Here is a 16,195-nt window from a genome sequence, read left to right as displayed (position 1 = left end):
AATCGCTACAATGAACAGTAGCTATTTTACTCTCTTGTCAGTCGGTGGAGGTGAAAACAGGTGACACACGAAGAAGTATTTCATAAAGTAGCCGCAGTAATTGCCAATCATTTTGATATTGATGCAGAGAAAGTAACCGAATCTATGAGTATCAAAGATGATCTAAATGCGGACTCAATTAGTGTAATGGAGTTTGTCCTTGAATTGGAAGAAGAATTTGGGACAGAAATATCAGATGAAGACGCGGAGCAAATCGAAACTGTAGGAGCTGCAGTTGATTATATTAGCGCAAATCTAGCAAAATAATAAATCAGTTCTTCAAATGAAAACAAAAAAATCCGAGCCTTACGAAGCAGTTGTTGTTTTTTTAAACAAGTCTGCTTTCGATAGTCGGGTTTTTTTGTTTTATTTTGTTTGAAAGCATTTTTTTCGGTGCTCATTTCTTACTATTCGTAGGGAAAACCAGCCAAATACTTTCGATTTTTTTTGATTAAAATGAGAAAACGATTACTTCTTTAAAAAAATGAATTTTGGCGAATCTTGACAAACGTTCAGAGAGCAATATAATAGGAATCTGGGCCTCGTGTTCGTTTTTTTAACTTGCAAAGAAGGACCAGGTTGTTTATAATTATTAAAATAATCTGATACTTTTCTAAGAAAAGAAATGGAATCATGATGTTTCCATTATTTTCTCTTTAAAGCATAAGGTTGAATTGAAATTGAAAGAGAGAGGGGTATTCGTTTGTCTGCAGAAAAACAATTACTGGAGATTCAAAACTTACATACCAGTTTTCGGATTAAAGACGAGTTTTATGATGCAGTTGATGATGTTTCATTTACACTGAATCATAACGAAATCCTGGCAATCGTGGGAGAGTCTGGCTGTGGAAAAAGCACGTTAGCTACTACGATTATGGGCCTTCATGATCCATTAAACACGAAAATCACTGGCGAAATTCTTTATAAAGAACTGGATTTGGTTAACTTAAATGAAACACTTTACAACAAAATTCGGGGCAATGACATTGGCATGATTTTCCAAGATCCCTTGTCAGCTTTAAATCCTCTTATGCGGATTGAAGACCAAATCAAAGAGGGCTTAAGCTATCATACGAAATTAAATGCAACGGAACGTCAAGCAAGAGCTATCGAGCTTCTTGAACAAGTAGGTATTCCTAATCCACAACGTATCGGACGTCAATATCCGCATGAATTATCAGGTGGGATGCGTCAACGGGTTATTATTGCGATTGCGATTGCTTGTAAGCCACCAATCATTATCGCCGATGAACCGACGACTGCTTTAGACGTGACGATTCAAGCTCAAATTTTAGACTTATTGACTGATTTACAGAAAGAAACCGAAGCTGGCATTATTTTGATTACGCACGATTTGGGTGTCGTAGCTGAAATGGCTGACCGTGTAGCAGTTATGTACGGTGGTCAATTTGTAGAAGTGGCGACTGCGGAGGAACTATTTACCAATCCTCAGCATCCATACACCCGTTCGTTGTTGAATTCGATTCCACAAGAAGACAATCATGACGGGGAATTGCATGTAATCGAAGGCGTTGTACCTTCTTTAAAAAACATGGAACGCAACGGTTGCCGATTTGCACCGCGTATTCCATGGATTCCAGCAGATGCACATGAAGAAAATCCAGTTTTACATGAAGTTACCCCAAATCATTGGGTTCGTTGCACGTGTTACAAACACTTTCATTTTAGAGACGAAGAAGGAGAAGTGTAGATGTCAGAATTAATTACAATTAAAGATCTGAAAGTTCACTATCCAATTCGGAGTGGTTTTTTTAATCGGGTAACGGATTACGTATATGCCGTTGATGGCGTTGATTTCGTGATCGAAAAAGGGACAACTTATGGACTAGTTGGTGAATCAGGTTCTGGAAAATCAACCACTGGTAAAGCGATTGTTGGATTAGAAAAAATTACCGCCGGCGAAATTATTTATGATGGCGAGAATGTGACGAAAGCTTCGGTCAGAAGAAAAATGAACTACAATAAAGACGTGCAGATGATCTTCCAAGATTCCATGTCAAGTTTGAATCCTAAAAAGCGCGTGATTGATATTATTGCTGAACCGTTGCGTAACTTTGAACGCTTGAGTGATCAAGAAGAGAAAAAACGCGTGAAGGAATTGTTAGATATCGTTGGGATGCCAGAGGATGCACTTTATAAATATCCTCACGAATTTTCAGGCGGGCAACGTCAACGTTTAGGAGTTGCTCGAGCGGTTGCTTCAAGTCCAAAATTAATTGTGGCGGATGAACTAGTTTCGGCATTAGACTTATCCGTTCAAGCGCAAGTTTTGAACTTTATGAAACGGGTGCAACAGGAATTTGGCCTAAGCTTCTTATTCATTTCGCATGATTTGGGTGTGGTGAAGCATATGTGTGACAATATTGCGATTATGTATAAAGGTCGATTTGTTGAAATTGGGACACGCGAAGATATCTATTCGAATCCACAACACATTTATACAAAACGCTTACTATCAGCTATTCCACAGATTGATGTGCCACATCGTGAAGAACACAAGGAATTACGACGAAAAGTTGAAGCAGAATACGTCGCTCATCAAAAAGATTATTATGATGAAAAAGGGCGCGTATATGATTTGTCTGAATTAACTACGACACACAAAGTAGCGTTGAAAAATGGGGGTGCGAACTAATGTGGAAAACCATTCTACGTCGTTTGATATTGATGATCCCTCAAGTCATTATTTTAAGTATTTTAATTTTCGTTTTAGCAAAGATGATGCCAGGGGATCCATTTACGGGATTAATCAATCCCAACACTGATCCAGCCAGAATTGAAGAACTAAAAAAAGCAGCCGGATTATATGATCCATGGTACCAACAATATTTCCGTTGGATTGGCAACGCCCTTCATGGAGATTTTGGGAATAGTTATACGTATAAATACGATGTGGCTACTGTTATTGGTCAAAGAATTGGCAATACGGTTCGTTTAGCCATTGTCTCTGTTATTTTAACGTATGCGCTAGCCATTCCTTTAGGTTTGTATGCAGGTCGTTATCAAAATTCATGGTTTGATAAAGGGGTAGTCGTTTATAACTTTGTTAGTTTTGCGATTCCAACGTTTGTCCTTGCCTTGTTGATGCTGTTTTTCTTTGGCTATACGTTGCATTGGTTCCCAACAAGCGGAAGCGTGTCAACCGATGCCAATCCGGGTACAATCGGGTATTTCTTTAGTCAGATGTATTATGTGCTGTTGCCATCCATTGTTCAGGCCTTGTTGGGTACTGCGGTGACCATCCAGTATTTGCGAAGTGAAGTAATTGATGCCAAACAAATGGATTATGTCCGTACAGCTCGTTCCAAAGGGGTGCCAACAGGGAAGGTCTTTAATCGTCATATTTTCCGAAATGCATCGTTACCGATTGCATCCACACTCGGCTATGAAATTACTGGTTTGATTTCTGGTTCCGTAATGATTGAAATTATTTTCAATTTTCCTGGGATTGGGAACTTGTTTATTACAAGTATCAACCAACGAGACTACGCAGTTATTACTGCCTTGACGCTCATCTTTGGGATTGCCACACTCGTAGGTACCTTATTATCAGATATCATTATGAGTATTGTTGATCCACGTATTCGTATTCAATAATATAGGAGGATATACACAGATGTCGAAGAAACAAGAAAAACAAACACCAACAACAGTGTCTACTCCACCTATGGGGATGCGGATGATTGCGCGTGAATTTAGCAAAGATAAATTGGCTATGTTCTCTTTAGCACTGTTAATTATTGTACTACTGGTTGCCATTATTGGCGGATTTGTGTTAAATCAAGATACTGTGACGAAAGTGAGTATTTTTGATAAGTATGCTGTACCGGGTTCCACTTCAATGGATGGACGCTACTACCTGTTAGGAGCAGATGAGGGGGGCCGTGATGTCTTTGGCCTTTTAATCATCGGGGCGCGTAATTCCATTATGATTGGATTTGCCATTACGATTATTACCTCGATTATTGGGGTAGCTGTCGGAATTATTTCTGGGTATTATGGTGGACTTATTGATACCATTTTGATGCGTATCGTTGACTTTGTCATGATTTTACCAATTATGTTGATTATCATTGTGTTAGTAACAATCATACCAAAATACTCTGCATGGAGTTTGATTTGGATTATGTCGGCTTTTTATTGGGTCGGCAAAGCGCGACTTTTTCGGGCGAAAACGTTATCTGAAAGCCGTCGCGATTACGTAAGTGCGTCAAAAACGTTAGGTACTTCTGATTTCAAAATCATGTTTCGCGAAATCATGCCGAATTTAAGTTCATTGATTATCACGAACTTAACCATGAACTTTGCAGCCAATATTGGGATTGAAACAAGTTTAACGTTCTTAGGTTTTGGTTTACCGATGAACACACCAAGTTTGGGAACATTGATTGCCTATGCAACCAATGCAGAAGTCTTAACATCAAAATTATGGGTCTGGCTACCAGCATCTTTGCTTATTTTAGTATTGATGCTTAGTATAAATTATGTTGGTCAAGCATTTAAGCGTTCAGCAGATGCGCGTCAACGATTAGGATAATAAGAGGGGGAAAAAGGAATGAAGAAAAAAGCATTACTTGGTTTGGTTACCGTAGCAGGTCTAACATTGACATTAGCAGCTTGCGGTGGCAAAAGCGACAGCAGTAAAGGAACAAGCAGTAGTAGTGGAGCTGCCACTGCCGATACAGGCAATTTCAAATTAAAAACTAGTAATAAGAAAGATGCCATTAAAGATGGTACTTTAGAAATAGGAGTAGTATCTGATACTGCCTTTACAGGAATTTTCAATGATGCATTCAGTGAAATTACTTTGGATACTACATTTTTTGGACCAGCAGACGAAGGGTTATTCAATACAGATAAAGATTTGAAAATGACTGATGGTGCAGCCAAAATAAAATTTGATGAAGATGCTAAAACTGTTACAGTAACGATGAATGATAACGTTAAGTGGAGTGACGGAAAAGAAGTTAATGCTGATGACTTAGAATTTCCTTATCTTATAATCGGAAATAAAGATTATACAGGTGTTCGTTACGATTCTTCAATGAAAAATATTGTTGGTATGGAAGACTACCATGATGGAAAAGCAGATACTATTTCAGGAATCAAAAAAATAAACGACAAAGAAATTCAAATTACATTTAAAGAAATGATTCCATCAATGCTACAAAATGCAAGTTCTGGTGTAATTGGATATGCAATTCCAAAACATGCGTTTGAAGGGATTGCTGTCAAAGATATGGCTGCTTCAGATCCTGTTCGTAAAAACCCAATCACTTTTGGACCATACGTGATTAGCAAAATTACAGCGGGTGAATCTGTTGAATTTACACCAAATAAATATTATTACGGTGGCACTCCAAAACTTTCTAAGATAATCATGAAGACTGTTCCAACTTCTTCAGCAACTGCATCAATGAAGTCAAAAGAATTCGATATTTATGATGGTATGCCAAGTTCTGAATTCACTTCTTGGAAAGATTTAAGTGGCTATGAATTATTAGGTCAACAAGATACTGCTTATAACTATATTGGTTTCAAATTAGGTAAATGGGATAATGATAAAGGTGTGAATGTGTATAACGCATCTTCAAAAATGGCTGATAAGTCCTTGCGTCAAGCAATTGGGTATGCCATTGATAACGAAGCAATTGCACAAAAATTATACAATGGCTTACAAACTCGTGCCAACTCTTTAATCGTACCTGCGTTTGGTACCAAATATGACAAAGATTTGAAAGGCTACACCCAAGATGTGAAAAAAGCCAAAAAATTATTGGATGATGCTGGTTACAAAGACACAGATGGCGATGGTTACCGCGAAGACAAAAATGGTAAGAAATTAGAAATTAATTTCGCCTTCCGCGACAATGGAACAACAGCTAAATCACTAGCTGAATACTACATCCAAGCATGGAAAGAAGTTGGCTTAGATGTGAAATTGGCAACTGGACGTCTAATTGAAGTGAACAGCTTCTATGATAAGCTTCAAAATGATGACCCTTCAATCGATATGTACCAAGCGGGTTGGTCAACTGGTTATGATCCTGATCAATCTGGTCTATATGGGGAAGATGCGCAATTTAACTTCACACGTTTTGTTTCCGATGAAAATACGAAATTAATCAAAGAAATGCAATCTAAAGATGCCTTTGATGATGCCAAAGCGGCGAAAATTTACAAAAACTGGCAAGAATATGCCAATGATGAAGCGTTTGTTATTCCAACAACATATAGTTTTGATGTCACACCAGTTTCAGACCGTGTAACAGGTTACGATATTTCTCGCGACTTGGATCACAACGTGTATGCGAAAATCGGTGTAACTTCAGACAAACGTTAGGCAACGGTGATCGATTAACATGAACTACCCACTCGTGAGTGGGTAGTTTTTTTGCTATAATAAAGACCGAAAGAGGTGCTGTGATGATTTCATTACTTTTGCCGTTATTGGAACGCGTGGGCTTAATCATTCTACTGGCGAATTTATTGATGATTAGTCCTTTCTACAAAAAAGTGATGTACGAACGAGATACGCAACATGCACAATGGGTCTTGATTTTTACCTTTAGTATCTTTGCCATTATTAGTAATTTTACGGGCGTGGTCGTATCGGAATCCCTTCAGTTATTTGATCAGGGTGGACTAGTCAGTTTGTCAAATCACTCATCGATTGCCAATACACGAACTTTGACAATCGGGATGTCGGGCTTAATTGGAGGCCCCTTTGTCGGTTTTTTTGTGGGTCTGGTTTCTGGGACGGTGCGATGGTTACAAGGAGGAAGTGCCCCTTACACGTATTTCATTTCCTCAATCCTAATTGGGAGTACATCGGGCTTACTCGGAAGAGTTAGTTTAAGAAAGCAAAGTTACCCGAAAATTTGGCAAGGTAGTTTGTGTGGTGCCCTAATGGAAGTCATTCAAATGCTCTGTATTTTGATTTTTTTACCAAATAAAGAACAAGCCGTTACGTTGATTCAGACCATCGCTGTTCCGATGGTTTTTGTAAATGCATTAGGAACGGGAATTTTTTTATCAATTATTTTGGGAACACTCAAGCAGGAGGAAAGTACCAAAGCCATTCAGACACATGATGTATTGGAACTTGCAAATACTACCTTGCCGTATTTCCGACAAGGGTTAACAGAAGCTTCTGCTACGCAAACAGCTTTACAAATCAAGAAATTTATGCGGGTATCAGCGGTTAGTGTCACCAATCGCCATCGCATTCTGGCGCATGTCGGTGCTGGTAGTGATCACCATATTCCGACCAAAGAAATTATCACAGATCTCTCAAAAGAAGTCTTGAAAACGGGTAAAATTCATGTTGTTCGAACGAAGGATGCAATTGGGTGTAGTGATCCAGATTGTCCTTTGGCAGCGGCAATAGTCGTGCCTTTGTTTGTAAGAGGAAAAGTTGTGGGAACCTTTAAACTTTATTTTACGAATGCGGATGATTTAACCTATGTAGAAGAACAACTTGCTGAAGGATTAGGTGAAATCTTCTCATCTCAAATTGAGTTGGGAGAAATGGATAATGAGCAACGTTTATTAAAAGATGCAGAAATCAAATCGCTACAAGCTCAAGTCAATCCTCACTTCTTATTTAATGCAATCAATACAATCTCAGCGATGATTCGAATTGACAGCGAAAAAGCGCGACATTTGCTCTTACAATTGGGGAATTACTTCCGGGCCAATCTGAATGGTACTCGAAACAATGTTATTCCAATTGCGGAAGAATTGAGTCATTTAGAAGCGTATCTCGCCATTGAACAAGCTCGCTTTCCAAATCGTTACCAGATTACGATTGATGTACCGAAAGAATTGATGAAGGCGGAAATTCCGCCATTTGTCATTCAGATTTTGGTGGAAAATGCCCTGAAACATGCCTTTGCAGGGAGAAAAAACAACAATCAAGTGTTAGTACAAGCAATGGTGCAAGAACCGGCTCATTTGTTGCTTCGAGTGCGCGACAATGGGCAAGGAATTCCTTCTGAAAAGGTCGCGAAATTAGGCAAAGAAGTCGTTTCTTCGGCACAAGGGACAGGCTCAGCTCTCGAGAATCTGAATCGCCGTTTGCTAAGTTTATTTGGTGAATCCGCACAATTGGTGATTCATTCAGATCATTCTGGCAGTTTATTTGAAATGACGATTCCACTAAAGATGGAGCAAAAGGAGGAGGAACATGAAAGTCGCAATTATTGATGATGAACCGTTGGCACGGATGGAATTACATTATTTATTAGCCCAAACGCTTGAAGTAAAAGAAATTTATGAAGGGGAATCCATTGAAGATGCGTTTCAACTACTTCTTACCGAGCAACCAGATTTGCTATTTTTGGATATCCATTTAACAAATGAGAGTGGTCTTGATTTAGCCAAAAAATTAATCCAGGTGCCCAATCCGCCGCTGATTATTTTTGCTACTGCTTACGACAATCATGCATTAGAAGCGTTTGAAGTGAATGCAATCGATTATTTGTTAAAGCCTTTTGAGCAATCGCGTGTGCAAAAAGCCGTGACCAAAGCGCAAAATATTTTACAGGCAAAGCAACCACCACTGCCCCAAAAAGGGAAAGACAAAAACCCAGATCGTTTGACCATTGAAACGGATGAACGGATTTATTTATTGCCGTATGAGGACATTCTTTACTGTGAGGTGGAGGGCAAGCAGACAAGTGTCTATACGAAGACGACTGTTTATCAGACGACAACGACTTTGGCATCCATTGAACTGGCTTTACAAGCAACGATGTTTTTACGTGTTCATCGAAGCTATATTATTAACCTCCATGAAATCAAAGAAATTCAACCTTGGTTTAATCAAACGTATCAAGTGACTATGAACAACGGAGGGAAAGTACCAGTCAGTCGTTCTTATTTGAAATCATTTAAGGAAGCGGTTGGTTTGTAACAGTTGTAGAGTATTTCACGAGCGAAATTCTGCATTTCATACCCAATTTTTAGCGTTTTATACTAAAAAAAGCCAGAATGACTTTTTTTTTATTATGATAGGTCCATAAAGAAAGTACAAAAAGGAGCTGTCCCACATGAAGAAAACGTATTCAGTTATTTACCAAAGTGTTGTCATCGGCGCAATTATTCTTATTTCTAAAATTATTGAACTGCTTTTACCGTTTACGATGCCATCGTCAGTTATTGGTTTGGTACTATTGTTTGTGGCACTTTGTTTAAAAATTGTCAAGCTAGAACAAGTTGAAAAAGTGGGCAATGCATTGGTCGACAATATTGGGTTATTTTTTGTTCCTGCGGGGATTTCCGTTATCAATTCTTTTGATATTTTGAAGGCGCATTTTTTATTAGATATCTTACTTATTTTTATTTCAACGATACTTTTGCTGGTTGGCACAGGTTGGGTGAGTCAGTTGTTATTGAAATTCAATCCACAAAAGCATTCAGCAACAGATCGAAAAGCGAAGCCTGTTGCTCCACAATTATTGAATAATCAAACGATAAAAGAGGTGCGTTAAGATGCAAGGAATTATTCAGTTGTTTCATCAAACCCCAATCTTCGGCGTGTTACTTTCAGTTGGAACATTTTTTCTAGGACAAATTTTATTCAAAAAAACGAATGGTTTCTTCTTATTTGCACCACTATTCGTTGCAATGATTCTAGGTATTGCGATCTTGTCAGCAACAGGCATTTCCTTTGCCGATTATAACAAAGGTGGACAAATTATCAGTTTCTTCCTCGAACCTGCAACGATTTGTTTCGCGATTCCATTATACAAAAAACGCGAAGTATTAAAAAAATACTGGTTCCAAATTATGGGAGGCATTACATTAGGCAGCATGGCTGCTATTTACGGAATCTATCTGGTCTCTTCTGTGATGAATTTAGGGAAAGTGGTAACGGCTTCGATGTTACCTCAAGCAGCAACAACTGCTATTGCTATGCCGACTTCAGTAGCAATGGGCGGTTCAGCTGAATTGACTTCGTTGGCATGTATCTTAAATGCCGTTATTATTTATGCATTAGCTAAGCCACTAGTAAAATTATTCCATATCAATGATCCAATTGCACGTGGGTTAGCATTGGGAACGGCGGGACATTCGTTAGGTGTTTCCGCAGCACAAGAGATGGGTGAAGTCGAAACATCAATGGGCAGTATCGCTCTAGTGGTCGTTGGCGTGATTGTCACAGTCATCGTACCAACATTTGGTAGCTTATTGGTTTAAGGGAACCCACATGAACATTCGGTAACAGCTTTTTCCTGTCCATGAAAATGGGCGGGATTTTTTTGGTTAAGAGAGACAATAACAATAGTTAACAGAAGGGGTGCAGTTTGGTATAATGAACCATATGACGCGATTACAGATGCGTCATAGGACTATACATAAAGGAATGGATGGAATGGATAATCAGTTCGTAACAAGTTTAAAAGAAAATTATCACATTGTTTTTCAAGAGATTGGGTTACTGGAACAAGCATTTACCCATTCATCTTATGTGAATGAGCATCGGAACTTAGCTTTATCGGACAATGAACGACTAGAATTTTTGGGTGACGCAGTATTGGAACTACTGGTTTCTCAATTTTTGTATCGCAAGTTTCCAGATATCCCAGAAGGAAAGTTGACAAAATTACGCGCATCAATGGTTCGGGAAGACTCTTTGGCAGAATTTGCACGTGAATGTGGCTTCGATCACTATATTCGCTTAGGCAAAGGGGAAGAAAATTCAGGAGGACGCCAACGCAATTCATTGTTGTGTGATCTATTTGAATCGTTTTTAGGTGCATTGTATTTAGATCAAGAATTGGAAGCAGTGAATCGTTTCTTGAAATTGGTTGTTTTTCCTAAGGTGGATGCAGGTGCTTTTTCACATGAGATGGATCACAAAACAAAACTACAGGAAGTGCTCCAACGAGCGGGCGATGTCATGATTGATTATCGTCTAATCAAAGAAGAAGGACCTGCACATGAACGGGTTTTTTGGACCGAGGTTTTTTGTGGAGAGCAGCTAATCGGTCGGGGAAGTGGAAAATCCAAAAAAGCAGCAGAGCAAGATGCAGCAGCAAATGCGCTACGTCAATTGAATGAGTAAGTGAGGAAACCAGGTGTATTTAAAAAGAATTGAAATGGCGGGGTTTAAATCATTCGCCAATCGGACAACGATTCAATTTGAAGAGCAAGTGACAGCAGTTGTCGGTCCTAATGGCAGTGGGAAAAGCAATATTACAGAGGCCATTCGTTGGGTTTTAGGCGAGTCTTCAGCAAAAAGTCTACGAGGGGGGAAAATGCCGGACATTATTTTTGCTGGTTCTGAGTCTCGGAAGCCACTCAATATTGCGGAAGTGACAATTGTTTTAGACAATAGCGATAACTATCTACCAATTGAGTATACAGAAGTGAGTGTTACGCGACGATTGCGACGAACGGGAGAAAGTGATTTCTTTCTGAATAAACAAGCTTGCCGATTGCGTGACATTCAAGAATTGTTTATGGACTCTGGATTAGGCAAAGAGTCCTTTTCTATTATTTCGCAAGGAAAAGTAGAAGCGATTTTTAGTAGCAAACCAGAGGATCGACGCGGTATTTTTGAAGAAGCAGCCGGTGTTTTGAAATATAAGACCCGTAAAAAACAAGCCGAAGCCAAACTAAATGAAACCCAAGATAATTTGTATCGGGTACAAGACATTGTCCATGAATTGGAAGAACAATTGGTACCTTTGCGAGAACAAAAGACCACTGCTGAAACGTATGTACGAGTGAAAGAGGAATTAACGCAGGTGGACGTTTCTTACACTGTTCAAGAGGTGCTGACAGCGCAACAGTCCACCGCGGGTGTGCAGCACCGTTTAACCGAAGTGGCCGAACAGTTGGCACATTTGCATGAAGCCATTCAACAAAAAGAGCAAGTTCTACAACAAGCACGTGCTGAGCGAGAAGAATTGGATGATGCACTAGAAACAGGCAATCAACAATTGATTTCCCTTGTTGAGACCCTCAAGCAAGCTGAAGGAAAGCAAGAAGTTTTGGCTGAGCGCTCCAAACATACACTAAAAAGTAGTCACGAATACCAGGAATTATTGGCCGATGTTGAGGAGAAATTGACATTACTAGAGGGACAAAAGACCAGCAAAATTACTGATCTTTCTCAACAAAATGGGCAATTGCAGGTCATTGAAAAGCAGCTAACCCAAACGCAACAAGCGTTAAAAAGGTATGAGAAATCGACCAAGGAATTGGTAGAAGAACTTCGTGGCCAATATGTTGAATGGATGCAAAAGCAAGCGAATGTCAGCAATGAACGAAAGTATCTTGAACGCCAATATCAGCAAGAAACACATCGTAATCAACACAATGAGCGGGATCAGCAACGGTTTGCCCAAGCGTTAAAAGAGAAAACAGCCCAATTAGCTCAATTAACAGAAAACATTACGAACGAACGTGCGATGTTACAAACACAACGCGATGAGTATAGTCGACTACAAGCAACGAGCAAAGCCACACAACAAAAACTAGCGATTGCTCAAAAACAAATGTATCAATTAATGAGTGAGCTGCAGCAAGCCAAGGCGAGACAGAAAAGCTTGCAGGATTTACAAGAAAATTACACTGGTTATTATCAAGGAGTACGTGTCGCCTTGCAGCATCGTCAACAACTAATAGGTATTCGCGGTGCTGTGGCCGAATTGATTCAAGTACCTTCCAATTATACGTTGGCAATTGAAACAGCCTTAGGTGGGGCAATGCAACACATCGTAGTTAATACAGAACAAGATGCACGCCAAGCCATCACTTTTTTAAAAGAACGCCAAGCAGGGCGAGCAACGTTTTTACCATTAACAACCATCAAACCACGCCAAGTTCCGCCTGCTGTTCAACAACAGGCACAGACCTTACAGGGGTTTGTCGGAATTGCGAGTGATCTGCTTACGTATCAAGAAGACTTGACCAATGTTGTTTGCCATTTGCTAGGTACTGTATTGATTGCAGAGGACTTGGCCAGTGCCAATCGCATTGCACGTCTCTTTCAATTTCGTTATCGGGTGGTCTCTTTAGAAGGTGACGTGATGAATGCTGGGGGATCAATGACTGGCGGAGCAAGCAAACGTCAACAGCAAACCACGCTATTTTCTCAAGGAGCAGAGTTGGACCACGTCTCTCAGCTAGTCAAAGAACGCAATCACCAACTGCAAGAGACTGAAAGACAAGTCCAAGAACTCCAAACGTTACTGGCTACAACCAATCAAGTACTAGAAGAAGGTCGCCAGTCTGGAACAGAACGACAATCGCAAGAACAAGAATGGGTTGCTCAAAAACAACTCTTACTAGCCGAAATCGAACGACTAAAAAAAGACCAACAAATTGCTCAATATGAATGGCGCGAATGGCAAACTTTTTTAGCTGAATATGAGGAAAAAACGGTGACGTTTGCACAAGAACAAGCGGAAATTCAAGCGACATTGGACCGCATTCAGGCAGATATTCAGGCATTGAATGAAGAAGAAGACGGGATTGAAGTTCGTCGGCAAACAATGCGCCAGGAACTGGCTGACTTGCAAGCTAAAGTGGCGGTGACGAAAGAAAAGGTCAGTCATTTGCAGCAAGCTATCTATCAACTGGATGAAACCATCCAAGAGCAACAAGTGCGTCAAACAACATTGGAACGTCAATTAGCTGCCTTGTCGATGGATGATAGTGATCAGGAGGAAACCTCTGAAACTTTGCGGACACAAGTGGACGATCTTCAAAAGAAAAAACAACAAATTCAACAAGCTCTTCAAGAAAAGCGCGAACAAAGGTATCACTTGCATGAGCAAATTCGCCTACAAGATGATGCGTTGGCGCAAGGGTATCGAGAACAAAAAGAAGCCCTAGGGAAACAAAAACAAGCGGAAATTGAGCATGATCGACTGGCAGTCATGTTGGATAATCGTATCCACTACCTAGCAGAGACCTACCAGTTAACGTTCGATCAAGCGCTTGTGCAATATGGGCAACAAGTTGTTACCGCAGATGCCAAACAGACCATTCAAACGCTAAAACAGAAAATCGAAGCACTCGGTCCTATTAATTTGCAAGCCATCACCCAATTTGATCAAGTCAATGAACGTTATGAATTTCTTACCAGTCAACGCGATGACCTCTTGCATGCCAAGGCTCAGCTATGCGCGACAATGGATGAAATGGATGAAGAAGTAAAACAACGCTTCTCTGAAGTTTTCCAAGCCATTCGTCTGCAATTTCAAAAAGTATTTCCCAATATGTTTGGTGGTGGAAAAGCAGAATTGCTTTTCACAAATCCAGATGATTTGTTGCATACTGGAATAGAAATTGAAGCCCAACCGCCAGGCAAGAAGTTGCAAAGTTTGAGCCTACTTTCTGGTGGAGAACGTGCGCTGACTGCAATCGCTTTGTTATTTGCAATTATCCAAGTTCGTCCTGTACCATTTTGTATTTTGGATGAAGTGGAAGCGGCATTGGATGAAGCCAATGTTGTCCGTTTTGGTCGTTATTTGCAGTCTGAACATCATCAGACCCAGTTTATTGTCGTAACGCATCGTAAAGGGACAATGGAAGCAGCAGACGTTTTGTATGGGGTCACAATGGAAGAATCTGGAGTATCAAAAGTACTCTCTGTTCGTTTGGATGATGTGAGGGAAGATGGAAAGATTTTGGAATAAAAGGAGAGCCACATGATAAAATTAGTTGCAATTGATTTAGATGGCACATTGCTAAATAACCAAAAACAAATATCACAAGAAAATCAAGCGGCCCTAGCAAAAGCAAAGGAAAACGGCATAAAAATTGTGCTATGTACAGGGCGGCCATTAAAAGCCATCTTGCCTTACCTAGATGTATTGAATCTTAGAGGCGCTGGTGATTACAGCATTACCTTTAATGGTGGGCTGGTACAAAAAAATGATACCGGCACAATTGTGGACAAACAAGCGTTGTCTGTGGAAGATGTGACGGATTTATTGGTGTTAGCTAAACAAATGGATATGCCACTGGATGTCTTAACAGATGAGGTAGTCTTGTGTTTCCCGACCTCATCGGATCATCAAACCATTTACCCAAAGTTAAACCCATTACTAGTCTTTCAATCGGCAACTCAACAAGAACTGACTGCTGAGACTTTGTACAATAAAGCCGTTGTCGCTTATGATCAAAAAGAACTTGATCAATGGATTCCAGCGATACCAAAAGAATTTAAAGAACGCTTTGAAGTGATCAAAACTCGGAGTAATCTGTTGGAATTCATGCCAAAAGGAGTCACCAAAGCGTACGGTATTCGTCTTTTGGCCAAAGAGTTGGGCATTCAGTCATCTGAAGTGATGGCGATTGGCGATGAGGAAAATGATTTATCAATGATTCACTATGCTGGTGTGGGTGTTGCCATGGGAAATGCCATTGCAGCTGTGAAAGAAGCGGCCGATATTGTGACTGCAACCAATGAAGAGAATGGGGTAGCGCAAGTCATTCAACAATTTATGTAAATTTTTTTTAGAAGGAGTGTAACAACAGTTAATTATAATGTATAAATATCTATAAAAATATCATTTAAAACATCAATATGTGGTATAATCATTTTGAGGTGAAGATTATGACTATGTATTCGATAGGTGAATTTGGAAAACAGATAGGTGTAACACCACAAACGTTGAGAAATTGGGATAAAAGAGGGGAATTAAAGCCCGCTCATGTTTCTCAAGGAGGTACTCGTTATTATTCTGAAGAACAACGAAATCAATTCTTAGGAATCGCTGGAAGGAAGAAACCAAAACGAATAACCATCGGTTATTGTAGAGTCAGTTCAAACAAGCAAAAAGACGATTTAGAACGTCAAATTGAGATCGTTAAGACTTACATGATTGCACGAGGATATCAATTTGACATTATTCAAGATATTGGTAGTGGAATTAATTACAATAATAAAGGATTAAGTCAGTTAATAGACAAAATTACCAATGGCGAAATAGACAAGGTAGTTATTCTATACAAAGATCGTTTCATCCGTTTTGGTTATGAACTCATTGAAAAACTTTGTAATAAATATGGCACAGAAATAGAAATCATTGACAATACAGAAAAGACGGGAGAACAGGAATTAGTCGAGGACTTAATTCAGATTGTCACTGTTTTTAGTTGCCGATTACAG

The 16,195-nt window shown here is 39.6% G+C and carries 14 protein-coding genes; all 14 read left to right on the top strand.

Features of this window, described 5'->3' with window-relative positions; all coding sequences use genetic code 11:
• Nucleotides 1-60 precede the first annotated feature (60 nt).
• A complete protein-coding gene (gene acpP, locus ACFSR0_RS07480) occupies nucleotides 61-306 on the top strand; it encodes an acyl carrier protein (protein WP_379981447.1) in 246 nt (81 codons plus the stop codon).
• A 436-nt stretch (nucleotides 307-742) separates the two neighbouring features.
• Nucleotides 743-1,750, top strand: a complete 1,008-nt coding sequence (locus ACFSR0_RS07475; protein ID WP_379981445.1) for an ABC transporter ATP-binding protein — start codon at nucleotides 743-745, stop codon at nucleotides 1,748-1,750.
• Nucleotides 1,751-2,695: an ABC transporter ATP-binding protein gene (locus ACFSR0_RS07470; protein WP_379981443.1), complete on the top strand. Its 945-nt coding sequence runs from the start codon at nucleotides 1,751-1,753 to the stop codon at nucleotides 2,693-2,695.
• Nucleotides 2,695-3,657, top strand: a complete 963-nt coding sequence (opp4B, locus tag ACFSR0_RS07465; RefSeq protein ID WP_379981441.1) for an oligopeptide ABC transporter permease — start codon at nucleotides 2,695-2,697, stop codon at nucleotides 3,655-3,657. The genes ACFSR0_RS07470 and opp4B overlap by 1 nt, the downstream gene beginning before the upstream one ends.
• A gap of 19 nt (nucleotides 3,658-3,676) precedes the next feature.
• Nucleotides 3,677-4,597, top strand: coding sequence for an ABC transporter permease (locus tag ACFSR0_RS07460; protein WP_379981439.1), 921 nt, complete (start codon nucleotides 3,677-3,679; stop codon nucleotides 4,595-4,597).
• A gap of 18 nt (nucleotides 4,598-4,615) precedes the next feature.
• Nucleotides 4,616-6,403 carry an oligopeptide ABC transporter substrate-binding protein gene (locus ACFSR0_RS07455; protein WP_379981437.1) on the top strand — a complete coding sequence of 596 codons (1,788 nt, stop codon included), beginning with the start codon at nucleotides 4,616-4,618 and terminating at the stop codon, nucleotides 6,401-6,403.
• An 83-nt stretch (nucleotides 6,404-6,486) separates the two neighbouring features.
• Nucleotides 6,487-8,268 carry a LytS/YhcK type 5TM receptor domain-containing protein gene (locus tag ACFSR0_RS07450; protein ID WP_379981435.1) on the top strand — a complete coding sequence of 594 codons (1,782 nt, stop codon included), beginning with the start codon at nucleotides 6,487-6,489 and terminating at the stop codon, nucleotides 8,266-8,268.
• Complete coding sequence (locus ACFSR0_RS07445; protein WP_379981433.1) at nucleotides 8,249-8,977, top strand: LytR/AlgR family response regulator transcription factor; 729 nt, start codon at nucleotides 8,249-8,251, stop codon at nucleotides 8,975-8,977. Before ACFSR0_RS07450 ends, ACFSR0_RS07445 begins: the two co-directional genes overlap by 20 nt.
• A gap of 136 nt (nucleotides 8,978-9,113) precedes the next feature.
• A complete protein-coding gene (gene lrgA / locus ACFSR0_RS07440) occupies nucleotides 9,114-9,554 on the top strand; it encodes an antiholin-like murein hydrolase modulator LrgA (protein ID WP_379981431.1) in 441 nt (146 codons plus the stop codon).
• 1 nt (nucleotide 9,555) lies between these two features.
• Nucleotides 9,556-10,263, top strand: a complete 708-nt coding sequence (gene lrgB, locus ACFSR0_RS07435) for an antiholin-like protein LrgB (RefSeq protein ID WP_379981429.1) — start codon at nucleotides 9,556-9,558, stop codon at nucleotides 10,261-10,263.
• Between the two features lie 175 nt (nucleotides 10,264-10,438).
• Nucleotides 10,439-11,131 (top strand): ribonuclease III, encoded by a 693-nt coding sequence (gene rnc, locus ACFSR0_RS07430; protein ID WP_379981427.1) that lies wholly within the window; start codon nucleotides 10,439-10,441, stop codon nucleotides 11,129-11,131.
• A gap of 13 nt (nucleotides 11,132-11,144) precedes the next feature.
• Nucleotides 11,145-14,717, top strand: a complete 3,573-nt coding sequence (smc, locus tag ACFSR0_RS07425; RefSeq protein ID WP_379981425.1) for a chromosome segregation protein SMC — start codon at nucleotides 11,145-11,147, stop codon at nucleotides 14,715-14,717.
• A 12-nt stretch (nucleotides 14,718-14,729) separates the two neighbouring features.
• Nucleotides 14,730-15,533, top strand: a complete 804-nt coding sequence (locus tag ACFSR0_RS07420) for a Cof-type HAD-IIB family hydrolase (protein ID WP_379981423.1) — start codon at nucleotides 14,730-14,732, stop codon at nucleotides 15,531-15,533.
• Nucleotides 15,534-15,640: 107 nt separating this feature from the next.
• Nucleotides 15,641-16,195: IS607 family transposase (locus tag ACFSR0_RS07415; RefSeq protein WP_379981421.1), on the top strand; the 555-nt coding region annotated here is incomplete at its 3' end.

Origin of the sequence: Enterococcus camelliae (assembly GCF_042685105.1) — a bacterium.
In the GTDB taxonomy this organism is placed as follows: domain Bacteria; phylum Bacillota; class Bacilli; order Lactobacillales; family Enterococcaceae; genus Enterococcus_G; species Enterococcus_G camelliae.
Note: the sequence above shows the minus strand (reverse complement) of the source record. Positions and strands in the feature narration are given on the sequence as shown.